Here is a 26264-nt window from a genome sequence, read left to right as displayed (position 1 = left end):
CCGGCCCCCGGAGCGGGCACCGCCGGCGGGTGCTCAGCGGGAGCTCTCCCGCAGGTCCTGGCGGGTCCTGCTGCCGGTCAGGGCGAGCCCGCCCAGGGCGCCCACCGCGGCGAAGGCGAAGAAGCCCCACGGATAGGCCAGGCCGGCCGTGAGCAGGGTGCCGCCGACGACCGGGCCCGAGATCGCCCCGAGCCGGCCCACCCCGGCGGACATGCCCAGCGCCGTGGCCCGCACCCGCGGCGGGTGGTTGGCGGCGGTGAACGCGTAGACGAGCACCTGGGAGGAGAACACGAAGCAGCCGGTGACGAGGATCAGCACGTAGATGCCGAGCAGCGGCAGCCTGATCGCCAGGGACGCGAGCAGCACCGCCGACCCGAGGAACCAGATGATGCCCGCCACGCGCGGGGTGATCCGGTCGGCCACCCGCCCGGCGACGGCCAGCCCGGCGATGGCGCCCACGTTGAGGATCAGCAGGAAGCCGAGGGAGTTGCCGAGGTCGTAGTCGGCGGCGCGCATGATCTGCGGCAGCCAGGTGTTGAGCCCGTACACCAGCAGCAGCCCCATGAAGGAGGCGACCCAGATCGCGATCGAGTTCCGGCGCCAGCCGCCGGAGAGCAGCATCGTGGCGCCGACCTGCTCGGCCTGCTCCTCGGCGGTGTGGTGCTCGAGGCGCACCCCGTAGTGCTCGGCCACGGCCCGGGCCTCCGCCAGGCGCCCCTTGGACGCGAGGAACGAGGGGGACTCCGGGAGGAACACGAGCATGAGGGGCACGAGCACGAGGGCCGGCAGGGAGCCCAGGACGAACATCTCCTGCCAGCCGAACTGGCGGACGACGACGATGGCGAGCGCCGCCGTGAGCACCGCGCCGACGTGGTAGCCGGTCATCACGAGGGTCGTGGCGTTGGAGCCCCGGCCGAGGCGCGCGAACTCGGTGACCATCGCGATGGCGGTGGGCAGGCACCCGCCCAGGCCCAGGCCCGCGAGGAAGCGCAGGAGGCCGAAGACGAACACGCTCGGCGAGAACGCCGCGGCGAAAGTCAGCAGCGAGAACAGGACCACGGCCCCGATGAGCATCTTGCGGCGCCCGAGCCGGTCGGTCAGGTAGCCCATGGTCAGGGCGCCGATCATCATGCCCACGAGGCCGACGGTGGCCACGGCCGTGCCCTGGGCGGTGGTCATGCCCAGCTCGCCGTTCTCGAGCATGGACGGCAGGACCGCCCCGAGCACCACGGCGTCGAAGCCGTCGAGCAGCACGGCGATCCAGCACAGCGGCGCCACCCACGCCCGGGAGCGCAGGATCGGCCGGGCGCCCGGGGTCGAGGCGGACGCCGGCGGCGGGGCGGATCCGGTGGAGTTTCCCATGGCAGTCATCCCTTGGTGAGGTGGAGCACAAACGCGCCGAGTCTAGGGAGCGGCACCGTGTGCGGCCCAGTTCACAGTCATTGAACGGGATCCGGTGCCGCTCCGGTCCGGCGGGTCACCAGAGCGGCTTGTCCCCCACGCGCCAGTGGGTGCCCCGGATCCGGTCGTGCAGGGACACCGCGGAGAGGTCGGTGAGGGAGGCGATCTGGTCCACGACGAGCCGCAGCCGGGCGGCCTCGGTGCCGGGTCCCTCGCCCAGGTCGTGCCAGTCCGCGGCGAACGCGGGCGAGAGGTGCCGGCCGTCCGAGTCCATCAGCGCGCCCACCAGGATCGAGAGCACCTCCTGCTGGTTGTCGTAGATCGGCTGGGCGTCGCGCACCGTGATGACGTAGGTCGTGGCGATGCCCTTGAGCACGCCGATCTCCTCCGTGGTCCCCTCCGGCACCACGAGCTGGGCGTCGTAGCGGGTCAGCGGGTCCTCGCCGTAGATGTCCCGGGTGGCGCCCACCGCGGACATCGCGAAGCGGCCGATGAGCTGGCTGGTCATGTTCTTGAGCCGGGCGAGGTCCTTGCGGGACCCGTCCATCTCCCGGACCCACAGGGACGAGTCCTCGAGCCGGGTCAGCGCGGCGTCGAGGGACTCGGGCGCGGCCTCGGGCAGGTACCAGCGCCGGGTGAGCTCGAGCACCCGGTCCCGCTGGGTGGTGTCGGCGAGCCAGCCCAGCTGCACGAGCCCCGAGGCGATCGCGTCCTCGACGTCGTGCACGGAGTACGAGATGTCGTCCGAGAGGTCCATGACCTGGGCCTCGAGGCACTTGGTGCGCGCCGGGGCGCCCTCGCGCAGCCACGTGAACACCGGCAGGTCGTCCGTGTAGACCCCGAACTTCGGGGACCGGGTCCCGTCGGCCCGCAGCGGCGCCTCGTGCGCCTCCCACGGGTACTTGCACACCGCGTCCAGCACGGCGCGGGTGAGGTTCAGGCCGGCGGGCCCGCCGTCGTCGTCGAGCACCTTGGGCTCGAGCCGGGTCAGCAGGCGCAGGGTCTGCGCGTTGCCCTCGAAGCCGCCGATGTGCTGGGTCAGCCGGTGCAGGGCGGACTCCCCGTTGTGCCCGAACGGCGGGTGGCCGAGGTCGTGGGAGAGGCAGGCGGCGTCGACGACGTCGGGGTCGCAGCCGAGCATCCGGCCCAGCTCCCGGCCGATCTGGGCGACCTCGAGGGAGTGGGTCAGGCGGTTGCGCACGAAGTCGTCGGTGTCCGGGGAGACGACCTGCGTCTTGGCGGCCAGCCGGCGCAGCCCCGAGGAGTGCAGGATCCGGGCGCGGTCCCGCTCGAAGTCGGAGCGGTACTTGTTGTGGTGGTCCTCCGCCACCCAGCGCGCGACGTCGCGGGCCTCGTAGCCCGGGGCGGGCGCGCCGGTGCGGTCGATCTCGATGGACGTGTGGGACATGCCCGGTCCTTTCCGTGTCGTGGGGCCGGCTCAGCCGCCGGAGACGTCGAGCTCCGCCGCGACCAGCCCGAGGCGCTCGGCGTCCCCCAGCTCGCGGGAGTCGAGCCAGCCGTACGGGAGCTGCGCCCGCTTCGGTGTTCCGGCCCGGCCCCGGGGGCCCTCGACGGCGTCCCCGGGGTAGCCCTGGTCGAGGTCGAGCTCGGCGAGCAGCTCCCGCAGGGTCGCGAGGTCGGGGACCTGGGCCATCCGGGCGCGCAGGGCCCCGCCCACGGGGTAGCCCTTGAAGTACCAGGCGACATGCTTGCGGATCTCACGCAGGCCCTTGGCCTCGTCGCCGAAGGTCTCGACGAGCAGCTCCGCGTGGCGGTGGATCGTGCGGGCGACGTCGGCCACCCCGGGGCGGAAGCGGTCGGGGCGGCCCTCGAACGCGGCCTGCAGGTCCCCGAAGAGCCAGGGCCGGCCCTGGCAGCCGCGGCCGATCACGACGCCGTCCACACCGGTCTGCTCGACCATGCGCACGGCGTCCTCGGCGCTCCAGATGTCCCCGTTGCCGAGCACGGGCACGTCCGGCAGGGCCTCGCGCAGCTGCGCGATCGCGTTCCAGTCGGCGGTGCCGGAGTAGTGCTGCTCGAGGGTGCGCCCGTGCAGGGAGACCGCCGCCACGCCGCAGTCGCGGGCGATCCGGCCGGCCTCCAGGAACGTCAGGTGCTCGTCGTCGATGCCCTTGCGCATCTTGATCGTCACGGGGACGTCCCCCCGGGAGGCCTCCTGGACGGCCGTGCGCACGATGGCGGTGAACAGATCGGTCTTCCAGGGCAGGGCGGAGCCGCCGCCGCGCTTGGTGACCTTGGGCACGGGGCAGCCGAAGTTGAGGTCGATGTGGTCGGCCCGGTCCTCCTCCACGACCATCCGCACGGCCTGGCCGACGTGCACGGCGTCGACGCCGTAGATCTGGATGGAGCGGGGCGTCTCGTCCGGGTCGTGGTCGATGATCCGCATGGACTCGGGCCGCCGCTCCACGAGGGCGCGGGCGGTGACCATCTCCGTGACGTAGAGGCCGCCGCCGTACTCGCGGCACAGGCGGCGGAACGCCTTGTTGGTGACTCCGGCCATGGGCGCCAGCACGACGGGGACGTCGATCGTGAGGTCGCCCAGGTGCAGCGGCGGCAGGTCGAGCCGGGCGGGGTGCTTCTCGGTAGAGGTGTCCATCACCGGGGAATTCTCTCACGGACGGGGACGCCGAAGGGTCCCGGGGCGCGCCCCGGGACCCTTCGCACGCCGGACGACGTCCGGCGCTGCGCCAGGCCGCTCAGTCCGCGGGCTCCGCGAGGACGACGGAGGTCTCCACGACCGTGGCGGCACCGGCCGCCAGGAGGTTGTCGACGACGGCGGTCAGCGGCTCCATGGACCCGTCCACCTGGAACTGCACGGGATGGTGGTGGGCCAGCAGCGCGAGCAGCTGCTCGAGCGCGGGACCCGCCGCGGCGTCCCCCGGCGTCCAGCCGAGCATGACGTGGGCGGGCTCGTCCGGGGCCTCCTCCGGGGCCGGGGCGCCGGGGGCCGCGTCGAGCTCGACGGGCCGGTAGCTCACGGCGAACGCGGAGATCCTCCCGCGCTCACCGGGGCCCACGCCGTTGCGCAGCACGAGCGCGCCGTAGGCGTGCGCGGCGTCGGAGAGGAACAGCTGGTTGACCCGCCCCACCGGCAGGTCCGCCGGCTCGTCCCAGGCGTGCACGGAGCGGTAGAACGCCCACAGGGCCCGGGTGAGCTCCACCGAGCCGGTGGCCAGGTCCTCGACGGCCTGCGCCGGCGTCCCGTCGGGCTGCTCCCGCAGGGGCTGGAGGGGCAGCGCCCCGGCCGCCACGCGGACCACCCGCGAGTCCTGGACGGGCTCCAGCCCGGCGGCGCGGGCGAACCGCTCGCCGGCCGAGCCCGGCGCCGCCTTCGTGCGCAGGGCCTGCACGCCCGAGGGCGCGCCCGCCGCCTCGGTGCGCAGCCGCTCCAGCAGCGCCCGCCCGAGTCCTTCGCCGCGGCGGTCGGGGGCGACCTCGACGTAGGCCCACAGCCGGGACGGGTGCAGCGCCGACTCGTAGACCGTGCCGGCACCGATCGGCACGCCGGAGTCCTCGGCCACGACGGTGCGGGACCACGGGGCGTCGTCGTCGGGGCGCAGGGTCGCGCGGAAGGCCGCGGCCTGGGGCGTCTCCGGGTCGGGCCAGACCTCGAGCAGCCGCAGGTCGTCCCCGTCCCGCCAGGGCCGCAGCCCCGGACCGGTCAGTGCGCCGCTCATCAGCGGACGAGCTTCCCGGCGAGGTAGGACTTCACCTGGTCGAGGGCCACGCGCTCCTGGGTCATCGCGTCCCGCTCGCGGATGGTCACGGCCTGGTCCTCGAGGGTGTCGAAGTCCACCGTGATGCAGAACGGGGTGCCGATCTCGTCCTGGCGGCGGTAGCGGCGCCCGATCGCCCCGGAGTCGTCGAAGTCGATGTTCCAGCTCCGGCGCAGCTCCGCGGCCAGGTCCTTCGCCCTGGGCGAGAGGTCCTCGTTGCGGGACAGCGGCAGCACCGCCGCCTTGACCGGGGCCAGGCGCGGGTCCAGCTTCAGGACCGTGCGCTTGTCCACCCCGCCCTTCGAGTTGGGGGCCTCGTCCTCGGTGTAGGCGTCCACGAGGAAGGCCATCATCGACCGGGTCAGGCCGAAGGACGGCTCGATCACGTACGGGACGTAGCGCTCGTTGGTCTGCTGGTCGAAGTAGCTGAGGTCCGTGTTCGAGTGCTCGTTGTGCACGCCGAGGTCGTAGTCGGTCCGGTTCGCCACGCCCATCAGCTCGCCCCACGGGTTGCCCTGGAAGCCGAACCGGTACTCGATGTCGATGGTCCCGGCGGAGTAGTGCGCCCGGTCCTCCTCGGGGACGTCGTAGCGGCGCATGTGGTCCGGGTCGATGCCCAGGTCGGTGAACCAGTTCCAGCAGGCCTCGACCCACTCGTCGAACCAGTGCCCGGCCTCGGACGGATGGGTGAAGTACTCGATCTCCATCTGCTCGAACTCGCGCGTGCGGAAGATGAAGTTGCCGGGGGTGATCTCGTTGCGGAAGGCCTTGCCGATCTGGCCGATGCCGAACGGCGGCTTCTTGCGGGCCGCCGTGACCACGTTGTTGAAGTTCACGAAGATGCCCTGCGCGGTCTCGGGCCGCAGGTAGTGCAGGCCCTCCTGGTTGTCGACCGGGCCGAGGAAGGTCTTGAGCAGCCCGGAGAACTGCTGCGGGTCGGTCCACTGGCCCTTGGTGCCGCAGTTGGGGCACGGGATCTCGGCCATGCCGTTCTCGGGGGCGCGGCCCTTCTTCTCCTCGAAGGCCTCGATCAGGTGGTCCTGGCGGGCGCGCTTGTGGCAGGAGGTGCACTCCACGAGCGGGTCGGTGAAGGTCGCCACGTGCCCCGAAGCCTCCCACACGGCCTTCGGGAGGATGATGGAGGAGTCGAGGCCCACCATGTCCTCACGCCCCCGGACGAAGGTCTGCCACCACTCGTGCTTGATGTTCTCCTTGAGCTCCGCGCCGAGGGGCCCGTAGTCCCAGGCCGAGCGGGAACCGCCGTAGATCTCACCCGCCTGGAACACGAATCCGCGGCGCTTGGCCAGCGAGATGACGTTGTCCAGCGTGGACTTGGGGGCCATGTGGGTCTCCTCCAGGGTCTCGCCCGACCGCCGGCTGCGGACGCGCGTGGTGGGTGGTCCGGCCCGGCGGCGCGCCGGGCGGGAACGGGCCGTCGTCGGCCCGCACGAACGAGGACGCCGCAGGCGACGTCCTCCGACCAGCGTAGCCAATTCCCGCGGTGCCCGCCGACCGCCCGGGAACGGGGACAATGGGGCCATGACGACTTCCCAGCAGCCCAGCGATCCCGACGAACTGCCCATCCGCGACGACATGATCCGGCTGGGCCAGGCGCTCAAACTGGCGAACCTCGCCGAGGACGGGGCGCACGCCCGGGGCCTCGTGGAGGACGGTCAGGTCTCGGTCAACGGCGAGGTCGAGACGCGGCGCGGCCGGCAGCTGCACCCGGGGGACGTCGTCACCGCCGGCGGCGCCGCGGTGCGGATCACCGCGGGGGGCTGACCCGGCGGTCCGGCCCGCGCAGCACCACCTGGGTGAGGTACTCGCGCACGTGCCCGACCTCCTGCGGGCTGATCCCGTGGCCGACCCCGGTGTAGTGCACCTTCATGACGTCGGCGTGGTCCAGCGCCCACTCGGCCGTGGAGTCCACGAGCTCCTGCGGGATCACCGGGTCCTGCGGGTCCCGGCCCCAGAACATCCGCAGCGGCTGCTCCCGCAGGCGGTCGTCGGCGAAGAGGGGGTGCTCCCCGGGCACCACGAACCCGGAGAGCCCGACCACCGCGGCGATCTCCCCGGGCATGTGGCGGGCCAGGGACGTGGCCATGGCCATGCCCTGCGAGAACCCGAGCAGCGTGATGCTGGGGTGGTCGGCGGCCAGTCGCCGCAGCCACGCCGCGACCGGCTCGACGGCCTCGGCCACGCGGTCGAGGGAGAAGCTGAGGTCCGCGGCGAGCGGGAACCACTGGTAGCCGAACTGCACGGGCTGAGGGGCGCGCAGGGACGCCACGCTGAACTCGTCCGGCAGCGCCGGGACGAGACCCATGAGGTCCTGCTCGTGCGAGCCGTAGCCGTGCAGGAGGACCAGCAGCGGGGTGCCGGGGCGGGCGTCGGCGTCCTTGCTCCAGACGGCGAAGGGGGTGTCGGTTCCGGTCGGGACGGTGGCGTCGGTCATGCCCCCCAGTGTGCCATCCGCGCCCGGACGGGACGGGCGCGGGCCCGGCGCGATCCGTGGACCCGCGCCGGGCCGGGTGGTAGACCGGGGGCATGACCGACACGACCGCAGCACCCCCGGACACCGGAGCGCGCGCCCACCCGTGGCGGCGGATGGTGGCGATCGGCGACTCCTTCACGGAGGGCATCGGGGACCCGGACCCCGGGTCCCCGGGCGGGCACCGCGGTTGGGCGGACCGTGTCGCGGAGGAGCTCGACCGCCTCTCCCCCGGCCTGTCCTACGCCAACCTGGCGATCCGCGGCCGGCTCTTCCGCCAGATCGTCGACGAACAGGTGGCGCCCGCCCTGGAGCTGTCCCCGGACCTCGTGACGATCTGCGCGGGCGGCAACGACATGCTGCGCCCGGGCGGGGACCCGGACGCGATCGCCGAGGAGATGGACGACGTCGTCGGCCGGCTCGGGGCGGACGGGGCCACGGTCGTGCTGATCGACGGCCCGGACATCGGCGCCACGCCCGTGCTGCGGGGCATCCGGGGCCGGATCGCGGTCTACAACGAGAACGTGCGCGTGGTCGCCTCCCGGCACGACGCCGTGCCGGTGGACCTGTGGGGGCTGCGGGAGCTCGCGGACCCGGCGATGTGGGACCCGGACCGGCTGCACTTCTCGCCCTTGGGCCACCACCGGATCGCGGTCGAGGTCCTCGACACCCTGGGCCTCGAGCACGGCCTGGTGCCCGAGGTCGTGCCCGACCGCCCGCCGTCGTCCTGGCGGCAGGCCCGGGGCGAGGACCTCGTCTGGGCCCACCGCTACCTGCGGCCGTGGGTGGCCCGCCGCATCCGGCGCACGAGCTCCGGGGCGCAGGTCCGGCCCAAGCGCCCGCACTTCGGCACCGCCACCGTGCCCGGGGGCGGGCTCGCCCCCGGCGGCGGGACCGCGGACGGCTGAGGACCCGGCCCGGCTCAGGGCTCGCGCAGCACGGTCTCCAGGAGCAGCTTCCCCAGCTGCGGCGTCTCGATGAGGAAGCCGTCGTGGCCGGAGGGCGAGGTCAGGGTGTGCCGCCGGACGTCCCCGGGCAGCGCGGCGGCCAGGACGTCCGACTCGCGGGGCAGGTAGAGCCGGTCGGAGTCCACGGCGGCCACGAGCCACTCGCACGAGGTCACCGACAGCGCCTCCTCGAGCGTGCCGCGCCCCCGGGCCACGTCGTGCGACATGAGCGTCTCGTTGACCGCCAGGTAGCTGTTGGCGTCGAAGCGCCCGGCGAGCTTGGACGCCTGGTGGTCGAGGTAGCTCTCCACCTGGTAGCGCCCCCGGCCGCCGGGGTGGGTGCCGATGACGTGCTCGTCGGCCTGCGGCGAGCGCCCGAACCGGTGGTGCAGCTCGTCGGCCGAGCGGTACGTGATGTGGGCGATCCGCCGGGCCAGGCCCAGGCCCGTGACGGGCAGCGGCCCGTCGTAGTAGTCCCCGCCGCGGAAGTGGGAATCCTGGCGGATCGCGAGGTTCTGCGCCTGGCCCCAGGCGAGCTGCTCGGCGCTGGACTGGGCGCACGCGGCGACCACCGCGCACGCCCGCACCCGGTCCGGGTAGGTCACGGCCCACTCCAGGGCCCGGGCACCGCCCATGGAGCCGCCGATGACCAGGCGCCAGGAGCCGATCCCGAGGGCGTCGGCCAGCGCCGCCTCGGCGTGCACGGAGTCCCGGACCGTGACGAGCGGAAAGCGGGAGCCCCACGGGCGGCCCTCCGGGTCCACGTCCGGCGGAGCGGGGGCCGCCGGGCCCGTGGACCCGTAGCAGCCGCCCACGATGTTGGTGCAGACCACGAACCAGCGGTCCGTGTCGATGGCGGCGCCGGGGCCGACCAGGCCCTCCCACCAGCCGCCGCTCTGCGCGGCGCGCCGCTCCGCCTCGGAGGCACCGGGGCGGGCCCGGCCGGCCGCCACGTGGGTGTCCCCGGTGAGCGCGTGCTCGACGAGCACCGCGTTGGACCCGTCCGGGGCCAGGGTCCCCCAGGTCTCGTAGGCGATCCGGACCTCGGGCAGCCGGAAGCCCGACTCGAGCTCCAGCTCGCCGATCGCGGCCGCGCGCGGCACACCGTCCTCGCGGACGGCGGTCCCGGCGCCGGCACCCCCCACGACGGTCACGGTCACTCCTGCCCTCCGTGCGCGGCCGCGGCGAAGCCCTGCTCCAGGTCCGCCAGGATGTCCTCGACGTGCTCCAGGCCCACGGACAGGCGCACGAAGCCGGGCTCCACCCCGGCGGCCAGCTGCTCCTCGGGCAGGAGCTGGCTGTGCGTGGTGGACGCCGGGTGGATGACGAGGGAGCGGACGTCGCCGATGTTCGCGACGTTCGAGTGCAGGGTCAGGGCGTCCACGAAGGCGGCCCCGGCCTCGCGGCCGCCCTCGAGCACGAAGCCCAGGATCGACCCGGCGCCCCGGGGCGCGTACTTCAGCGCCCGCCCGTGCCACGGGGAGGACTCCAGCCCGGCCCAGGACACCGAGCGCACGTCCTCGCGCGCCTCGAGCCAGCGGGCCACCGTCCCGGCGTTGGCCACGTGCCGCTCCATCCGCAGGGACAGCGTCTCGATGCCCTGCTCGATGAGGAACGCGTTGAACGGGGAGATCGCGGAGCCGAGGTCGCGCAGCAGCTGCACCCGGGCCTTGAGGATGTAGGACAGGTTGACGCCGAAGGGTCCCTCCGCCCCCAGGGCCTGGGCGTAGACGAGCCCGCCGTAGGACTCGTCCGGCTGGTTGAAGCCGGGGAAGCGCTCCGGGTAGCGGCCGAAGTCGAAGGCCCCGGAGTCCACGATCACCCCGCCGATCGCCGTGCCGTGCCCGCCGAGGAACTTCGTGGCCGAGTGCACCACGACGTCCGCGCCCCAGCGGAAGGGCTGGACCAGGTACGGGGTCGCCACGGTGTTGTCCACGATGAGCGGCACCTCGGAGTCGTGCGCGATGCCGGAGACCGTCTCGATGTCGAGGAAGTCGTTGCGCGGGTTCGGGATGGTCTCCGCGAAGAAGGCCTTGGTGTTCGGCCGCACCGCCCGCCGCCACTCCTCGGGGTCGTCCGGGTCGGTCACGAAGGTGGTCTCGACGCCGAGCTTGGGCAGCGTGTACTTGAACAGGTTGTACGTCCCGCCGTAGAGGCTGGGGCTGGCCACGATGTGGTCGCCGGCGCCGGCCACGTTGAGCACCGCGAACGTCGTGGCCGACTGCCCCGCGCTGAGCATCAGGGCGCCCACGCCGCCCTCCAGGGCGGCGATCCGGTTCTCCACGACCTCCGTGGTCGGGTTGCCGATCCGCGTGTAGATCGGCCCGAGCTCGGCGAGGGCGAAGCGGTCGGCCGCGGCCTGGGCGTCCGGGAAGACGAAGGACGTGGTCTGGTGGATGGGCAGGGCCCGGGAGCCGGTGACCGGGTCGGGGCTCTGCCCCGCGTGGATCTGCCGGGTCTCGAACGCCCAGCCCCCCGGGTTCTCGGGGGTGGGCCGCTCGGCGGCGGGGACGGGGGCGCCGGCGGTGGAGCGGTCGGTGCTGGAAGCGGTGGTCTCGGACATGCCGTGGGACTCCTTGCGGGTGTCAGGGGTCCCGTCCCGGCCGAGGCGGTGCGGCCGGGAGCGGCCGGGCGCCGGGGACCCGCGCTTGCTCGCTCGCCGGTCGCGAGGAGCCTGGTCTTCACCCAGGGCACCCCACCGCGGTGGAGGGTTGCCGGCCAGCTAGCTGGGGCTTGGACGCTGGCGCTCATGACCTAGACAGCATTCTCCGGATCCGGACGACACGGCGTCAAGCCGGGCCCGGGCGTGACGCCCGGCGGCGGGGGCCGGGTGCACCGCGCCGGGTGCGCCGCGGACCGATTTGGAGACGAAACTCACACGGTGCCACGATGAGCCCATGAGAGTCGACCACGTGTCCTACGCCTGCCGCCCGGAGGGCCTGGCGGCCACCACCGAGCGCATCGCCGACCAGCTCGGGATCGAGCCGGTCAAGGGCGGGGTGCACCCCCGTTTCGGCACCCGCAACATGATCCTCCCCCTCACGAACCACCAGTACGTCGAGGTCGTCGAGGTCCTCGAGCACCCGGCCGCGGTGAAGGCGCCGTTCGGCCAGGCCGTGCGCGCCCGCTCCGAGGCGGGCGGCGGCTGGCTGGGCTGGGTCGTGGAGGTCGACGACCTCGCCCCCTTCGAGCAGCGCCTGGGCCGGTCCTCCGTCCCCGGCTGCCGGGTGTTCCCGGACGGCCGGTGCCTCGAGTGGCGTCAGATCGGCGTGAAGGGCCTCATCGCCGACCCCCAGCTGCCGTTCATGGTGCACTTCGAGTCCGACCCCGAGATGCACCCCTCCCAGGCGCGGATCACGGACGTGGGCCTGGCGGGGATGTGCATCGCCGGGGCCCCGGACCGGGTCACCGAGTGGCTGGGCGCCCCCGTGGAGACCGCGCTCGAGGACCTGGAGGTCGACTGGCGCTATCCGGAGGGCACCCCCGGGGTGCTCTCCGTCACCTTCAGCACCCCGGACGGCCCCGTCACCATCTGAGTCCCGGGGCCGCCGGACGGGTCCGGCCCCCGGGCGTCAGCCCAGCAGCCGGGCGGCGCCGAGGAAGCCCACGGCGTCCAGCAGGAAGTGCGCGACGACGAGGGGCATCACCCGGCCGGTGCGCCGGTAGAGCTCCGCGAAGACCAGGCCCATCACCACGTTGCCGAGGAACGGCCCGATCCCCTGGTAGAGGTGGTAGCTGCCGCGGAACAGGGCCGTGACCACCAGCACCACGGGCCAGCTCCACCCGATGCGGGTGAGCCGGTCGGTCAGGAACGCCACGACCACGACCTCCTCGACCAGGGCGTGGCGCACGGCCGAGAGCAGCAGCACGGGAACCGTCCACCAGTGCTCGGCGAGCCCGGACGTGCTGACCTGCGCCGTGACGCCCAGGGCCCGGCCCGCGGCGTAGAGCACCAGCGTCCCCAGCCCCATGAGCAGGAAGAGCACGGTGCCCAGGCCGAGGTCCGGAACGGGCATGCGGGCGTCGAGGCCGATCCGCCGGCGGACCGTGCCCAGCGCTCCGGCGGAGCCGGCCAGCAGGTACAGGGCCAGCAGCACCGGCACCAGGTCCAGGGCGATGCCGGTGAGCTGGCGCAGCAGGTCGAAGAGAGGCTGCAGGCTCAGCGGCGGGTTCATCGTGGCCTGCGCCTCGGACAGCGGTCCGCGGGCGAGGTCCTCGGCGAGGGAGAGCACCGCGTAGAGGGCCGAGGCGCCCAGGGAGACCCCGAGCACCAGGAGCACCTGCAGCCACAGGTCGGCGCGGGTGGACCCGAAGGCCGGCGGGCGGGGGTGCAGGTGGGCCGGGGTGCTCATCCGGCCATTGTGGCACCGGCCCGGGTGCCCGGCCGGGCAGCCGGGCCGGGCACCCGGGCGGGGCGGCTCCCGGACCGCCCGGCCCGCACCACATGTCCCGGCCCGTCCGCTCCCCGGGACGTCTTCCCTAGGATGGGGACCATGACTGTCCTTCCCCCGCAGATCCGTCAGCAGCCCGTCGAGCGAGCCTTCCACGGCCACGTGTTCTCCGACCCGTACGAGTGGATGCGGGACAAGGACTCCCCCGAGGTGCTGGCCCACCTCGCCGCGGAGAACGAGTACGCGGAGTCCGCCACCGCCCACCTCACGGGGCTGCGGGAGATGATCTTCGGGGAGATCAAGGACCGCACCCAGGAGACCGACCTGTCCGTGCCCAGCCGGCGCGGCGCCTGGTGGTACTTCGCCCGCACGGTGGAGGGCGGCGCGCACCAGGTGTTCTGCCGGGTCCCGGCGGTGAGCACCGGGGACGTCGTCGCCGACTGGACCCCGCCCGTCGTCGAGGCCGGCACCCCCATGACCGGGGAGCAGATCCTCCTCGACGCCAACGCGGAGGCCGCGAAGCACGAGTTCTACTCCCTCGGCAGCTTCGACGTCTCCGAGGACGGGGAGCTGCTGGCCTGGGCCGAGGACGTCACCGGCGACGAGCGCTTCACCCTGCGGATCCGGGACCTCACCACGGGAGCGCTGCTCGCCGACGAGATCCCCGGGACCTTCTACGGCTCCTTCCTCACCCCGGACGCCCGCGCCGTGTACTACACGGTGGTGGACGAGTCCTGGCGCCCGCACCAGCTGCGCCGGCACGAGCTGGGCACCCCGGTGGCCGAGGACGTCGTCGTCCACGAGGAGGCCGACCCCGGTCTGTGGCTCGGGGCGGGCCTGTCCGCGGACCGCCGCTGGATCGTGGTCGAGGCGATGTGCTCCGAGTTCTCCGAGCAGCTCCTCCAGCCGGTCGCGGACCCCGCGGCGCCGCTGCGGGTGGTGCTCCCCCGCACCGACCGCGTGCTCTACGAGGCGGAGCCCCTGCTGCTGGACGGGCGGGAGCAGATCCTGCTGACCCACGACCACGAGGCCCCGAACTCCCGGATCTCCCTCATGGACCCGGCCGACCTCGGCCGCCCGATCGCGGAGGTCGCCCTGCGCGACGTCGTGCCGGCCTCGGAGACCGTCCGGGTCAACGGCTGCGCCGTGACGGCCACCCACCTGGTGGTCTCCGTCCGGGCGGACACCACGCTGCGGGTCCGGCTGCTCCCGCTCGCCGGCCTGGGCACGGCCGGCCAGGCCGACCCCGTGGAGCCGGCCTTCGCCGAGGAGCTCTACACGGCGAGCGTCTCCGCCGCGGAGCACGACGCCCCCGTGGTGCGGCTGTCCCACACGTCCTTCACGACGCCCCCGCGCGTCTACGACGTCTTCGTGGCGGGCGCCACGGGGGACGACGACGCCCTGCCCGCCGAGCCGCTGCTGCGCCGCGAGGCCACGGTGCTCGGCGGCTACGACCCCGCCGACTACACGGTCGAGCGGGACTGGGCCGCCGCGGCGGACGGCACCCGCATCCCCGTCTCCCTGATCCGCCGGGCGGACCTCGACCCCGCCGTGCCGGCGCCGGTGCTGCAGTACGCCTACGGCTCCTACGAGCACAGCACCGACCCCGCGTTCTCGATCTCGCGGCTGTCCCTGCTGGACCGCGGCGTGGTGTGGGCCGTGGCGCACGTGCGCGGCGGCGGGGAGCTCGGCCGGACCTGGTACGAGCACGGCAAGAAGCTGCACAAGACGAACACGTTCACCGACTACGTGGCGGTCACCGACCACCTCGCCGCCCGCCCGGACGTCGACGAGCGGCGGATCCTGGTGATGGGGGGCTCCGCCGGCGGCCTGCTGGTGGGCGCCGTGCTCAACCTCGCCCCCGGGAAGTACTGCGGCGCCCTGGCCGCGGTGCCGTTCGTGGACCCGCTGACGTCCATCCTCGACCCGAGCCTGCCCCTCACGGCGCTCGAGTGGGAGGAGTGGGGCAATCCCATCGAGGACGCGCACGTCTACCGGTACATGCGCGACTACTCCCCCTACGAGAACGTCCGCGAGCTCCCCTATCCCCCGGTGCTCGCGGTGACGAGCCTCAACGACACCCGGGTGCTCTACGTGGAGCCCGCCAAGTGGGTGGCCGCGCTGCGCGGCGCCTCGACCTCCGGGGAGCCGGTGCTGCTGCGCTGCGAGATGGCCGGGGGCCACGGCGGCGCCTCCGGCCGGTACTCCCAGTGGAAGGACACGGCCTGGGAGTACGCCTGGGTGCTCGACCGGATGGGCCTCGCCGGGGCCTGACCGCGCCGTTCCGCCCCGCCCGCGGGAGCGGTGGCCGGGGCAGGGACCGCCCGCACCGCCGGGAGGGGTGGCTCGTGGCGGCATAGACTGCGGGGCATGGGGAACGACCTGCCCGTCCACCGCTCCCTCCTCGCCACGGGCGTAACCGTGTCCTGGGTCGCCACGGGTCCGGCCGGCGCGACACCGGTCGTCCTGCTCCACGGCTGGGGCGAGTCCCACCGGGAGTTCTCCCGGCTGCTCCCCCTGCTGCCCGCCACCGTGCGTGCGGTCGCCCCGGATCAGCGCGGCCACGGGGAGGCCGACCGGCCGCAGGACGGCTACGGGTTGCCGGACCTCGCCGCGGACGTGGTGGCGCTGCTGGACGCTCTGGGCCTGAGGTCGGCCGTCCTGCTGGGCTCGTCCAGCGGCGGGTACGTCGCCCAGCAGGTCGCTCTCCACCATCCGCACCGGGTGCTCGGCCTCGTCCTGGTGGGCTCGCCCCGCTCGCTGCAGGGCCGTGCGCCGTTCGCCGACGAGGTGGAGGGACTGAGCGACCCCGTCGACCCCGCCTGGGTCCGGGAGTTCCTGGGCTGGTTCCCGACCGTCCAGCCGGTTCCGCAGTGGTACGTCGAGGAGAGCATCAGGCACGGCGCGGCCGTCCCCGCCCGCGTGCGGCAGCGCTCCCTCGAGGGCCTGTCCGCCGCCCGTCCTCCGACCGACGCCGGGACGATCGCCGCCCCCACCCTGGTCCTCTGGGGAGCGTGCGACGGTCTGCTCTCCCGGGAGCACACGGATGCGCTGGTCGCGGCGATCCCGGGAGCTCGGCTGATCGTCTACGAGGACACCGGTCACCTGGTGACGTGGGAGCGGCCGGAGCGCGTCGTCACCGATCTGGTGCGCTTCGTGGACGGCCTCGGCCGCTGACGGACACGCCCGGCAGGACTGTGCCCGGCGTGCACGGGCAGCTGCGGTTCCCGCGCCGCTCCGGGAGGGGACCCTCCCCGCTCGGCTCAGCGACGAAGTCGGAGCGGGTCCAGCGCGGCGGCGGTCTCCCGGGAGCACCACGGGCCCACGGTCCCGTCGAGGAGCAGGTCCGCGGCGGCCCCGGCCATGGCGGAGCTGGTCTGGAAGCCGTAGCCGCCCTGGCCCGCGAGCCACAGCAGCCCGGGCACGGCGACGTCGAAGCCGCACACGGGCACGCCGTCCGGGGCCTCGGTGCGCAGCCCGGTCCAGGCCCGCTCGATCCCGGTGACCCCCAGGGAGGTCGTGGCGTTGAGCCGCGCCACGAGGTCCTCGACGTCCTCGAGCACCGGCTGGGCGTCGCAGGGCTCGCTGGGCACGGCCTCGGACGGGGAGACGAGCGCGCCCTCCCCGGCCCGCCGGTAGTACCAGCCGTGGTCCGCGGCGACGACCATGGGGTGGTCCGCGGCGAGCGGCTTCGCCAGCCGCACGAGGGCCGCGGTGCGCCGCAGCGGGCGCAGGGCCAGCGGGGCGGCGCCGAACAGGCCCGCCACCTCGTCCGCCCAGGCGCCCGCCGCGACCACGACCTGCCGGGCCCGCAGCCGGTGGGCGCCGGCCGTGACTCGCCAGCCGGCGCCGTCGGGCTCCGCCGCGGTCACCGGGGCGCCGGTGAGCAGCCGCGCGCCCGCCGCCGCGGCGCGGTCACGGTGCCACGCGACGAGGGCCCGGGCGTCGGTGCGCACGGAGGTGCTGTCGAGGCGCCCGGCCTCGACCGCGTCCGCCGGGGAGCAGGCCAGCTCGGGGCACAGTTCCACGAGCTCCGCACGGGACAGCGCCCGGGTCCCCGGGGCCGCCTCGGCCCGGAGCCGTTCCTCGGTGCCCACGAGGACCATCCGGCTGGGCCAGGCCAGGGGCCGGGGCGGGGCGGGGTGCGGGTCGAGCAGGCGGGCCACGGTGGCCCCGGTCAGCTCCCGGACGGGCGCCGGTCCGTAGCTGGGGATCAGCTGCTCGGCCGAGCGCCCGGAGGTGTGGTGGGCCAGGTCGGGCTCGGCCTCCACGAGGGCGAGCCCCTCCCCGCTCCCCCGCCGGTCCGCCAGCTCCGAGGCCAGGGACAGTCCGGCGATGCCGCCGCCGATGATGAGCACGTCGCATGCACGGTCCATGCGCCCATGCTCGCACGCCGTGCGGCCGGGCCGCCTCCGCGGCCCCGCCGCACGGCGAGGGGCCGTCTCCGGCCGGAGTGCACGTGCGGCTCCGGCCGGAGACGGCCCCTCGCGGTGTGCGGGCGCGGCGCGCGGGCCCGCCGCGGGCGGGGGCGTCAGCCCTGCACGCCGAGCTTCTCCAGGATCAGCTCCCGCACCCGGCCGGCGTCGGCCTGGCCGCGGGTGGCCTTCATGACCGGGCCGATGAGGGCCCCGACGGCCTGGACCTTGCCGGCCCGGACCTTCGCCACGACGTCGGGCATCTGCGCCATGGCGTCGTCGATCGCCGCGGTCAGCACGGAGTCGTCGGAGACCACCGCCAGCCCGCGCTGCTCGACGACCTCCGCGGGCGATCCCTCGCCGTCCAGGACGTGGCCGAGGACCTTCTTGGCGAGCTTGTCGTTGATCTTCCCGGCCTCGATGAGCCCGTTGAGCTCGACGACGTGCTGCGGGGTGACCCCGAGCTCGGCGATCTCCACCTCCCGCTGCTTGGCCAGGCGGGCGATCTCGCCCATCCACCACTTGCGGGCCGCGGCCGGGGCGGCGCCGGCCGCGACGGTCTGCTCGATCTCGTCGAGGACCCCGGCGTTGACGACGTCCCGGAACTCCTCGTCGGAGAACCCCCAGTCGGACTTCAGCCGCTTCCGGCGCTCGGCCGGGGGCTCCGGCAGCTCCGCCCGCAGCCGCTCGATCCACTCGTGGTCGGTCACGACCGGCACGAGGTCGGGCTCCGGGAAGTAGCGGTAGTCGTCGGCGTCGGACTTCGGGCGCCCGCTGGTGGTGGAGCGGGTGTCCTCGTGCCAGTGCCGGGTCTCCTGCACGATCGTGCCGCCGGAGTCGAGGACCGCCGCGTGGCGCTGGATCTCGAAGCGCACCGCGCGCTCCACGGCGCGCAGGGAGTTCACGTTCTTGGTCTCCGAACGGGTGCCGAACGTGGCCCCGCCCTTGGGCATGAGGGACACGTTGGCGTCGCAGCGGACGTTGCCGCGCTCCATCCTCGCGTCCGAGATGCCGAGGTTCTTCACGATCTCCCGGATCAGGGTCACGTACACCCGGGCCAGCTCGGGAGCCCGGGAGCCGGCGCCCACGATGGGCTTCGTGACGATCTCGATGAGCGGGACCCCGGCGCGGTTGTAGTCGACCAGGGAGAAGTCGGCGCCCTGGATGCGCCCGGCGGCGCCGCCCATGTGCGTGAGCTTGCCGGCGTCCTCCTCCATGTGCGCCCGCTCGATCTCGACCGTGAACACGGTCCCGTCCTCCAGCTCGACGTCGACGGAGCCGTTCTCGGCGATCGGCTCGTCGTACTGGGAGGTCTGGAAGTTCTTGGGGGTGTCCGGGTAGAAGTAGTTCTTCCGGGCGAAGTGCGAGACCGGGCGGATCTCGCAGCCCAGGGCGAGACCGAGCTTGATCGCCGACTCCACCGCCACCCGGTTCACCACGGGGAGCACGCCCGGCAGGCCGAGCGAGACCGGGGTGACGTTGGTGTTGGGCTCGTCCCCGAAGACGTTGGGGGCGGCGTCGAACATCTTGGTCCGGGTGTTGAGCTCCACGTGGACCTCGAAGCCCAGGACGGGGTCGTACTTCTCCATGGCCTCGTCGAAGGACAGGACCTCTTCGGTGCTCCGGTTCATCAGCGGGCTCCTCCCCGGACGGGTGCGGACAGATCGGACGCGGCGGGGGCGCCGGCCAGGTCCCGGACCAGGGCGGCGGTGTCCGGCAGGTCCTGCCAGAGCGGCCCGCCCCAGCGCTGCTCGAGCAGGGCCTCCAGGCCGGCGCCGGCGCGGTAGAGCCGGGCGTCCTGGCGGGCGGGGGCCATGAACTGGATGCCCACCGGCAGCCCGTCCTCGGGCGCGAGGCCGCCGGGGACGGAGATCGCGGGGACCCCCGCCAGGTTGGTGGGGATGGTGGCGATGTCGTTGAGGTACATCTGCATGGGGTCGGCGGACTCGTCCACGGCGCCGCGCTCGAACGCGGTGGTCGGGGCCGTCGGGGAGACGAGCACGTCCACCAGCTCGAACGCGGCCGCGAAGTCCCGCTGCACGAGGGTGCGGACCTTCTGCGCCGAGCCGTAGTAGGCGTCGTAGTAGCCCGCGGACAGCGCGTAGGTGCCCAGGATGATGCGGCGCTTGACCTCGGCCCCGAAGCCGGCGGCCCGTGTGGCGCCCATCACGCGCTCGATGGTCAGGGGCCCGTCCTCGGGCAGCACGCGGTGGCCGAAGCGCACGCCGTCGTACTTGGCGAGGTTCGAGGAGACCTCCGACGACATGATGAGGTAGTAGGCGCCCAGGGCGTACTTGAAGTGGGGGGTCTCGACCTCCACGACCTCGGCGCCCGCGGAGCGCAGCAGCTCCACGGCCTCCTGGAAGCGCTGCTGGACGCCGGGCTGGAAGCCCTCGCCCGTGAGCTCCTTGACGACGCCCACGCGCAGGCCGGCCAGCCCGCCCTCCGCGGCGCCGGCCCGCGCCTGGGCGGCGAGGTCGCCGACCGGGCCGGGCAGGGACGTGGAGTCCCGCGGGTCGTGCCCGCCGATCACCTCGTGCAGCAGCGCGGCGTCCAGCACCGTGCGCGCCACGGGGCCCACCTGGTCGAGCGAGGAGGCCATGGCGATCACGCCGTAGCGCGAGACACCTCCGTAGGTCGGCTTGACCCCGACCGAACCGGTCAGGGCCGCCGGCTGGCGGATGGACCCGCCGGTGTCGGTGCCCAGGGCCAGCGGCGCCTGGAACGCGGTCACGGCCGCGGCGGACCCGCCGCCGGAGCCGCCCGGGATCCGGGACAGGTCCCACGGGTTGGCCGTGTCGCCGAAGGCGGAGTGCTCGTTGGAGGAGCCCATGGCGAACTCGTCGAGGTTCGTCTTGCCCAGCATCGGCATCCGGGCGGCGCGCAGCCTCCGGGTCACGGTGGCGTCGTACGGGCTCATCCAGCCCTCGAGCATCCGCGAGGCGGCGGTGGTGGGCTGGCCCTCCGTGACGATGAGGTCCTTGACCGCGATCGGCACGCCGGCCAGCTCGGGCAGCTCCTCGCCGCGGGCGCGGGCGGCGTCCACCTCGGCGGCCACGGACAGGGCCTCCTCGGCGTTGACGTGCAGGAACGCGTTGAGTCCGGTCTTCCCGCGGCTGCGGTCGGCGGGGTCGGCGGGGGCGCCGTCGGTCTCCCGGATGCGGTCCAGGTGGGCCCGGACGGCGTCGACGGACGTGGTCTCCCCGGCGGCGAGCTGCCGGGCGAGCTCGGCGGCCGAGAGACCGACGACGCCCTGGGGGGTTCCAGTGCTGGTCATGCGACTACTCCTCGTCCAGGATCGCGGGCACCTTGAACTTGCCCTCGGCGGCGTCGGGCGCGTTGCGCAGCGACTCCTCGGCGGTGAGGGTCTCCCCCACGACGTCCTCGCGGAAGACGTTCTGCAGCGGGATGGGGTGGCTCGTGGCCGGGACGTCCGGTCCGGCGGCCTCGCTGACGGACGCCACCGAGTCGACGACGAGGTCCAGCTCCGTCGCCATGGACCGCAGCTCCTCCTCGGTCATCTCGATGTGCGCGAGCTTCGCCAGGTGGGCGACCTGCTCGCGGGTGATCGCAGACATGCGCGCTCCTGCTCGTGATCGGGGGTGGTTTCCGGTCCAGTCTAGCCGCGCGGCACTCCCCTTCTTCCCGGCCGGAGGGGACCCCGCAGGGGCATACCCTGGAGGGACGCACCGACCACCGCACAGGAGCACCCGGACATGGCCAAGAGCACCCCCGCCCGCACGAAGAAGGACCGCGGCGCCAAGACCCGGCGCCCCGGCGCCCGGACCGGCCGGGCCGCGCGCGCGACGTCCGCCACGGACGCCGCCAACGCGTGGCGCCAGCGGGTCAGCAAGGACGCCGCCGCGACGATCGACACGGTGGTGGCCCACGTCCAGGCCGTGGCCGAGCAGCAGCTGGGCCGGCACGGGGCGTTCCCCGCCTTCCTCGTGACCGCCCGCAAGGACGGCGAGTACGAGCTCGACAGCCTGCCGGCCGAGCAGGCCGAGGAGCTGAGCCCCGAGGCCGCCCTCGAGGCCCTGCGGGCGCGGGCGGTGGAGCTGCGCGACGACGTCCTCTGCGCCGCGGTCGCCTTCCCGGTGACCCTGCCGGACCGGTCCGGGCAGACCGCCGTGGCCATGGAGACGCAGCACCGGGAGGGCGAGTCCCTGCTCGTGATCCAGCCCTACCGGGTCAAGGGCGCGGAGCGCTCCGTGAGCTTCGGCGACGCCGCGGTCGAGCCCGCCGACCCGTGGCTGTGGACCTGAGCGCACCCGCCGCGCCTCCCCCGGCGCTCGCCGGGCACGCGAAAGGGCCCCTCCGGTGGGAGGGGCCCTTTCGCGTGCCCGCTGCGCGGCACGGCCGCGCAGGAGAGATCCTGGTGGGGATCAGACGACGGGGACGGTGAACACCTGGCCCGGGAAGATCAGGTTCGGGTCGGCGATGACGTCCGCGTTGGCCTCGTAGAGGTCCTCCCAGTTCTCGATGCCGAGCTTGTCGGCGATCGAGCCGAGGGTGTCGCCGGCGACCACGGTGTAGGTCTCGCCGGACACGGCGGCCGGGGCCACGGGGGCGGCCGGGGCCACGTACTCGACGACGGGGGCCTGGGCGACAGCCGGGGCCGGCGCCGGGGCGGCGGCCGGCGCGGGAGCCGGAGCGGCGGCCGGCGCGGGGGCGGGAGCCGGAGCCTCGATCGGGGCCGGGGCCTCGACGGACTGCGGGGTCACGGCCCCGGCGCCCATCGGGTTGGCGGAGGGGGCGGCGGAGCCGGTGAGGCCCAGCTTCGCGGAGCAGGCGGGCCACGCGCCCCAGCCCTGGCCGTCGAGGACGTTCTCGGCCACGGCGATCTGCTGCTCACGGGAGGCGTCCTGCGGGGCGCCCTGGCCACCGAAGGCGGCCCAGGTGGAGGGGGTGAACTGCAGGCCACCGGAGAAGCCGTTGCCGGTGCTGATGCCCCAGTTGCCACCGGACTCGCACTCGGCGAGGGCGTCCCAGGTGGAGGCGGGGGCGGCGTTGGCCGGGAGGGCCATGGCGCCCACGGCGGTTCCGCCGAGGATCAGGGCGGCGGCACCGCGACGGACGTTGCGACGAACAGCGAAAGCGTTGGTCATGATGCTCCCTGAGGCCACCTGCGCTCGTTTCCGTCCCCGGATGTCTTCGCGCCGTCGTCTACCCGTGAAGGTGTTGTGGGTAAGTGCTCACAGGTGTCTGCCCTATAGACGACGTGCGGTGTTACGGCAGCACCTAGCATGATCTGGTGGCGTGCCGGACATCGGAGCCCGGGCACACCGGATCCCCGGAGGAATCCTCGGGGAAGCTGTTTATCACGATAGCGTAACGATTTTCGTTGCGCTACCCCTTCCGGGCCTCCGTGAGGTATCACACACGATCGGCCGGTACGGGGTGCCGGTCCGTGATGGGCACCGGTGAGCGGAACTCGCGTTCCGGAAGCGGAGGACATGCCTCGGGAAGAACGCTTCGAAGATCACGCTATGGCAACTTTTTGATCTCGGTCAAGTTACGAGAGGCATCTCACACCGGGGCGGGGCCGCGCCGGCCCCCGGTCTCAGCCGGGGATGCCGCGCTCGCGGGCCGTGATCCAGGCCGCGAGCCGCTCGGCCGCCGGCACCTCGCCCGCCGCCGGGGAGGGCAGCTCCGGACGGCTCACCAGCGCCCCGGCCTCCTCGGCGATGAGCGCACCCGCGGCCCAGTCGTGCTCGTGCAGGCCCTGCTCGCCGTACCCGTCCAGCGTCCCGTCCGCGACCATGCACAGGTCCAGGGCCGCCGAGCCCAGGCGCCGCAGGTCCGCGTACTGCCGCATGGTGGTCAGGAACGCCGGGATCTGGCGCTCGCGCCGGTCGGCGTCGAAGGAGAAGCCCGTGCCGTAGATCCGGCCCGCCCGGCCCGGCACGGGCCCCTCGAGCCGGCGGGACGTCCCGTCCGCCTCCACCCAGGCCCCGGCGCCGCGCACCGCGAAGTAGGTCCGGCCCAGGGCCGGGGCGTTGACGGCACCGACGAGCCAGTTGCCCTCGGCGTCGGCGGCGGCCACGGAGGTGCAGTAGTAGACGATGCCGCGGATGAAGTTGGTGGTGCCGTCGAGGGGGTCCACCGACCAGCGGATCCCGGAGGGGTGCTCCGGCCGGTGCGTGCCGGACTCCTCGCCGGTGACCGTGTCGTGCGGGCGCCGGTCCAGGATGGTGCGCAGCACGGCCTGCTCGGCGGCCACGTCGAAGCGGGTGACCCAGTCGCCCTCGCCGGACTTGCCGGTGACGCCCAGGCGGTCGGCGTCGCGGCCCCGCAGGACCTCCGCCCCGGCCTCGGCCGCCGCCAGGGCCAGCTCCAGCAGCTCCTCCAGGTGGGCGCCGGTGGGGCCGAGGCCCTCCAGCGCGTCGTCGTGCCGTCCCATGCTCAGGCCCCGTCCTCGTCGTCCGCGCTGTTTCCCGCGCTCTTTCCCGTGCTGCTCCTCGTGCTGTTCCCGGCGCCGCTTCCCGGGCTCTCCCCGGTGCCGTCCGCGCCGTTGTCCGCGGAGCCGACCTCCGAGCTGTCGGGGACACCGGCGAACGCCTCCGGCCCCTCGGCGAGGAGCCGCTCGAAGCCGGCCTCGTCGAGCACGGGCACGCCGAGCTGCTCGGCCTTGTCCAGCTTGGTGCCGGCGCTCTCGCCCGCCACCAGGAAGTGCGTCTTCTTCGACACGGAGCCCGAGGCCTTCCCCCCGCGCACCAGCACCGCCTCCTTCGCGGAGTCGCGGCTGAAGCGCTCCAGGGTGCCGGTGATGACCACGGTGGTGCCCTCGAGGGTCCGGGGCACGGACTCGTCCACCTCGTCCACCATGCGCACGCCCGCCGCCGCCCAGCGCTCCACGATCTCGCAGCGCCACGGCTCGGCGAACCACTCGGTCAGGGCCGCGGCGATCACGGGTCCCACGCCGTCGGCCTGGGCCAGCGTCTCCTCGTCGGCGTCGCGGATGGCCGGCAGCGAGCCGAACGCGGTGGCCAGGGACCGGGCCGCGGTCGGGCCCACGTGCCGGACGGACAGGGCCACGAGCACGCGCCACAGCGGCTGCGCCTTGGCCTTCTCGAGCTCCTCGAACAGCTTGCGGGTGGTGGCCGTGGGCTCGGACGGCTTCTTGGCCGTGCCCTTCGTCCAGAAGTACGGCACCAGCTCGGTCTCGCCCGTGGGCGTGCCGCGCGACCGCTTCTCCCGCCGGATCCGGACCTCGCGCAGGTCCTCGGGCGTGAGGTCGAAGAGGAACGCCTCGCTGGTCAGCGGCGGGTCCTCCGGCTCGTCGGGCCGGGTCAGGGCGAGGGCGGCCTCGTAGCCGAGCGCTTCGATGTCGAACGCCCCGCGGCCGGCGGCGTGGAAGACCCGCTCCCGCAGCTGGGACGGGCAGCTGCGGGCGTTGGGGCAGCGGATGTCGACGTCGCCCTCCTTCGCCGGGCGCAGCTCCGTGCCGCAGGACGGGCAGTGCGTGGGCATCACGAACTCCCGCTCCGTGCCGTCCCGCAGCGCCACCACGGGGCCCACGATCTCGGGGATCACGTCCCCGGCCTTGCGCAGCACCACGGTGTCGCCGATGAGCACGCCCTTGGCCTTCACCACGTCCTGGTTGTGCAGCGTGGCCATCTCCACCGTGGACCCGGCGACCCGCACCGGCTCCATGAGCCCGTAGGGGGTGACCCGCCCGGTGCGGCCCACGTTGACCAGGATGTCCTTGAGCTTCGTGTGCACCTCCTCGGGCGGGTACTTGTAGGCCACGGACCAGCGGGGCACCCGCGAGGTGTGCCCCAGCCGGAACTGGGTGCGGCGGTCGTCGACCTTGACCACGATGCCGTCGATCTCGTGGATGAGGTCGTGGCGGCGGCGGCCGAACTCCTCGATGAACGCGAGGACGTCCTCCGTGGACGGCAGCACCTTGTAGTACGGGCTGACCGGCAGGCCCCACCGCTCGAGCAGCCCGTAGACCTCGGACTGGGTGTCGGCGTGCAGGCCCGTGGCGGCGCCCACCCCGTGCACGTACATGGACAGCCGGCGCCGGGCCGTGACCTCCGGGTCCTTCTGCCGCAGCGAGCCCGCCGCGGCGTTGCGGGGGTTGGCGAAGGGCGCGCGCCCCTCGGCCACGATCGCCTCGTTGAGCGAGCGGAAGTCGCTCGAGGAGATGAACACCTCGCCGCGGATCTCGACCTCCTCGGGGACGTCCTCGCCGGTGAGCGTGCCGGGGATGCTCGCGATGGTGCGCACGTTGTGCGTGACGTCCTCGCCCGTGGTGCCGTCGCCCCGGGTCGCGGCCCGCACGAGCTCGCCGTCGCGGTAGAGCAGGTTCACGGCCAGGCCGTCGATCTTCAGCTCGGTGAGCCACGCCGAGCCGGGGGCGTCCGGCAGCGCCTCGATCGAGGCGGTGGTCTTCTCCAGCCAGGCGGTCAGCTCGTCGATCGAGAAGACGTCCTCGAGGGAGTACATCCGCGCGAGGTGGGTCACCGGCGTGAACGCCGCGGAGACCTCGCCGCCGACCTCCTGGGTGGGCGAGTCGTTGGCCACGAGCTCCGGGTTCAGCGCCTCGATCTCCTCGAGCCGCCGGTAGAGCTCGTCGTACTCGGCGTCCGAGACGGTCGGCGCGTCCTCGACGTAGTAGGCGGTCCGGGCCGCGCGCACCCGGTCCACGAGCTCCGCGTACTGCTCCTTGAGGTCCTCGCTGGGCGGGGCGGGGTTGAGGTCCTGGCCGGTGGCGTCGACGGGTGGGGCGTCTGTCCTCTGCTGTGGGCTCACCCGACCATTGTGGCCCACGCGCCGGGCGTGGTCCTCGCTCCGCCCCGCCGCGGCGGGACGCTCCTATCGTCCGTCAAGCCGGGTTGGGTTGGTGCTCCAGCAGCCGGTAGAGATCTCGGGCGATG

At 73.9% G+C, this 26264-nt stretch carries 22 protein-coding genes and 1 riboswitch; of the genes, 6 read left to right on the top strand and 16 right to left on the bottom strand.

Annotated elements, in window-relative coordinates; genetic code table 11:
* Positions 1–33 precede the first annotated feature (33 nt).
* The 5 genes from RCG67_RS14655 to RCG67_RS14635 all read right to left on the bottom strand — a co-directional run bounded on the left by RCG67_RS14655 (position 34) and on the right by RCG67_RS14635 (position 6481).
* Complete coding sequence (locus tag RCG67_RS14655) at positions 34–1362, bottom strand: MFS transporter (protein ID WP_368827327.1); 1329 nt, start codon at positions 1360–1362, stop codon at positions 34–36.
* A 115-nt stretch (positions 1363–1477) separates the two neighbouring features.
* On the bottom strand, positions 1478–2809 hold the full coding sequence (locus RCG67_RS14650; RefSeq protein WP_368827325.1) for a deoxyguanosinetriphosphate triphosphohydrolase: 1332 nt from the start codon (positions 2807–2809) through the stop codon (positions 1478–1480).
* 30 nt (positions 2810–2839) lie between these two features.
* Complete coding sequence (gene dusB, locus RCG67_RS14645; protein WP_368827462.1) at positions 2840–4018, bottom strand: tRNA dihydrouridine synthase DusB; 1179 nt, start codon at positions 4016–4018, stop codon at positions 2840–2842.
* A 100-nt stretch (positions 4019–4118) separates the two neighbouring features.
* The gene (locus tag RCG67_RS14640) at positions 4119–5099 is read right to left on the bottom strand and encodes a GNAT family N-acetyltransferase (protein ID WP_368827323.1); all 981 of its coding nucleotides are present in this window, start codon (positions 5097–5099) and stop codon (positions 4119–4121) included.
* Positions 5099–6481, bottom strand: a complete 1383-nt coding sequence (locus RCG67_RS14635; RefSeq protein WP_368827322.1) for a glycine--tRNA ligase — start codon at positions 6479–6481, stop codon at positions 5099–5101. The genes RCG67_RS14640 and RCG67_RS14635 overlap by 1 nt, the downstream gene beginning before the upstream one ends.
* A gap of 196 nt (positions 6482–6677) precedes the next feature.
* On the opposite strand from RCG67_RS14635, the gene RCG67_RS14630 reads away from it, so the two are divergent.
* Positions 6678–6920, top strand: a complete 243-nt coding sequence (locus tag RCG67_RS14630) for an RNA-binding S4 domain-containing protein (RefSeq protein ID WP_368827320.1) — start codon at positions 6678–6680, stop codon at positions 6918–6920.
* Here RCG67_RS14630 and RCG67_RS14625 read toward each other — a convergent pair.
* Positions 6904–7590, bottom strand: a complete 687-nt coding sequence (locus RCG67_RS14625; RefSeq protein ID WP_368827319.1) for an alpha/beta hydrolase — start codon at positions 7588–7590, stop codon at positions 6904–6906. The two genes, RCG67_RS14630 and RCG67_RS14625, sit on opposite strands and share 17 nt — an antisense overlap.
* 92 nt (positions 7591–7682) lie before the next feature.
* On the opposite strand from RCG67_RS14625, the gene RCG67_RS14620 reads away from it, so the two are divergent.
* The gene (locus RCG67_RS14620) at positions 7683–8534 is read left to right on the top strand and encodes an SGNH/GDSL hydrolase family protein (RefSeq protein WP_368827318.1); all 852 of its coding nucleotides are present in this window, start codon (positions 7683–7685) and stop codon (positions 8532–8534) included.
* A 14-nt stretch (positions 8535–8548) separates the two neighbouring features.
* Here the strand turns inward: RCG67_RS14620 and metX are convergent, their stop codons facing one another.
* Together metX and RCG67_RS14610 are read right to left on the bottom strand one after the other, a co-directional pair.
* A complete protein-coding gene (gene metX, locus RCG67_RS14615; protein ID WP_368827317.1) occupies positions 8549–9733 on the bottom strand; it encodes a homoserine O-acetyltransferase MetX in 1185 nt (394 codons plus the stop codon).
* Positions 9730–11136 (bottom strand): bifunctional o-acetylhomoserine/o-acetylserine sulfhydrylase, encoded by a 1407-nt coding sequence (locus RCG67_RS14610; protein ID WP_368827316.1) that lies wholly within the window; start codon positions 11134–11136, stop codon positions 9730–9732. The genes metX and RCG67_RS14610 overlap by 4 nt, the downstream gene beginning before the upstream one ends.
* A 76-nt stretch (positions 11137–11212) precedes the next feature.
* A riboswitch (SAM riboswitch) is annotated at positions 11213–11328 on the bottom strand.
* A gap of 142 nt (positions 11329–11470) precedes the next feature.
* Between RCG67_RS14610 and RCG67_RS14605 the strand changes: the two genes are divergently transcribed.
* Positions 11471–12109, top strand: a complete 639-nt coding sequence (locus RCG67_RS14605) for a VOC family protein (RefSeq protein ID WP_058873459.1) — start codon at positions 11471–11473, stop codon at positions 12107–12109.
* A gap of 36 nt (positions 12110–12145) precedes the next feature.
* On the opposite strand, the gene RCG67_RS14600 is transcribed toward RCG67_RS14605, so the two are convergent.
* Positions 12146–12925, bottom strand: coding sequence for a CPBP family intramembrane glutamic endopeptidase (locus tag RCG67_RS14600; protein WP_368827314.1), 780 nt, complete (start codon positions 12923–12925; stop codon positions 12146–12148).
* A gap of 141 nt (positions 12926–13066) precedes the next feature.
* On the opposite strand from RCG67_RS14600, the gene RCG67_RS14595 reads away from it, so the two are divergent.
* Both RCG67_RS14595 and RCG67_RS14590 read left to right on the top strand, forming a co-directional pair.
* On the top strand, positions 13067–15238 hold the full coding sequence (locus tag RCG67_RS14595; protein WP_368827312.1) for a S9 family peptidase: 2172 nt from the start codon (positions 13067–13069) through the stop codon (positions 15236–15238).
* 96 nt (positions 15239–15334) lie between these two features.
* Entirely contained in the window at positions 15335–16141 is an 807-nt protein-coding gene (locus RCG67_RS14590) for an alpha/beta fold hydrolase (protein WP_368827311.1), read from the top strand.
* Between the two features lie 86 nt (positions 16142–16227).
* Here the strand turns inward: RCG67_RS14590 and RCG67_RS14585 are convergent, their stop codons facing one another.
* From RCG67_RS14585 to gatC, 4 genes are all read right to left on the bottom strand, one after another.
* Entirely contained in the window at positions 16228–17340 is a 1113-nt protein-coding gene (locus RCG67_RS14585; protein ID WP_368827309.1) for an NAD(P)/FAD-dependent oxidoreductase, read from the bottom strand.
* A 155-nt stretch (positions 17341–17495) separates the two neighbouring features.
* Positions 17496–19010 carry an Asp-tRNA(Asn)/Glu-tRNA(Gln) amidotransferase subunit GatB gene (gene gatB, locus RCG67_RS14580; protein ID WP_368827308.1) on the bottom strand — a complete coding sequence of 505 codons (1515 nt, stop codon included), beginning with the start codon at positions 19008–19010 and terminating at the stop codon, positions 17496–17498.
* On the bottom strand, positions 19010–20656 hold the full coding sequence (gene gatA, locus RCG67_RS14575; protein ID WP_368827307.1) for an Asp-tRNA(Asn)/Glu-tRNA(Gln) amidotransferase subunit GatA: 1647 nt from the start codon (positions 20654–20656) through the stop codon (positions 19010–19012). The genes gatB and gatA overlap by 1 nt, the downstream gene beginning before the upstream one ends.
* Positions 20657–20660: 4 nt before the next feature.
* A complete protein-coding gene (gatC, locus tag RCG67_RS14570) occupies positions 20661–20957 on the bottom strand; it encodes an Asp-tRNA(Asn)/Glu-tRNA(Gln) amidotransferase subunit GatC (RefSeq protein ID WP_058873452.1) in 297 nt (98 codons plus the stop codon).
* 138 nt (positions 20958–21095) lie between these two features.
* On the opposite strand from gatC, the gene RCG67_RS14565 reads away from it, so the two are divergent.
* The gene (locus RCG67_RS14565) at positions 21096–21644 is read left to right on the top strand and encodes a hypothetical protein (protein WP_368827305.1); all 549 of its coding nucleotides are present in this window, start codon (positions 21096–21098) and stop codon (positions 21642–21644) included.
* A gap of 120 nt (positions 21645–21764) precedes the next feature.
* On the opposite strand, the gene RCG67_RS14560 is transcribed toward RCG67_RS14565, so the two are convergent.
* From RCG67_RS14560 to ligA, 3 genes are all read right to left on the bottom strand, one after another.
* The gene (locus RCG67_RS14560) at positions 21765–22487 is read right to left on the bottom strand and encodes a transglycosylase family protein (protein WP_438612679.1); all 723 of its coding nucleotides are present in this window, start codon (positions 22485–22487) and stop codon (positions 21765–21767) included.
* A 455-nt stretch (positions 22488–22942) separates the two neighbouring features.
* The gene (locus tag RCG67_RS14555) at positions 22943–23782 is read right to left on the bottom strand and encodes an inositol monophosphatase family protein (RefSeq protein WP_368827303.1); all 840 of its coding nucleotides are present in this window, start codon (positions 23780–23782) and stop codon (positions 22943–22945) included.
* A gap of 2 nt (positions 23783–23784) precedes the next feature.
* Positions 23785–26139, bottom strand: a complete 2355-nt coding sequence (gene ligA, locus RCG67_RS14550) for an NAD-dependent DNA ligase LigA (protein ID WP_368827301.1) — start codon at positions 26137–26139, stop codon at positions 23785–23787.
* Positions 26140–26264: the final 125 nt, after the last annotated feature.

Source organism: Kocuria cellulosilytica, from assembly GCF_040981245.1.
Taxonomy (GTDB): domain Bacteria; phylum Actinomycetota; class Actinomycetes; order Actinomycetales; family Micrococcaceae; genus Kocuria; species Kocuria cellulosilytica.
The sequence above is the reverse complement of the archived record's forward strand: the minus strand, read 5'-3'. Positions and strand labels throughout refer to the sequence as shown.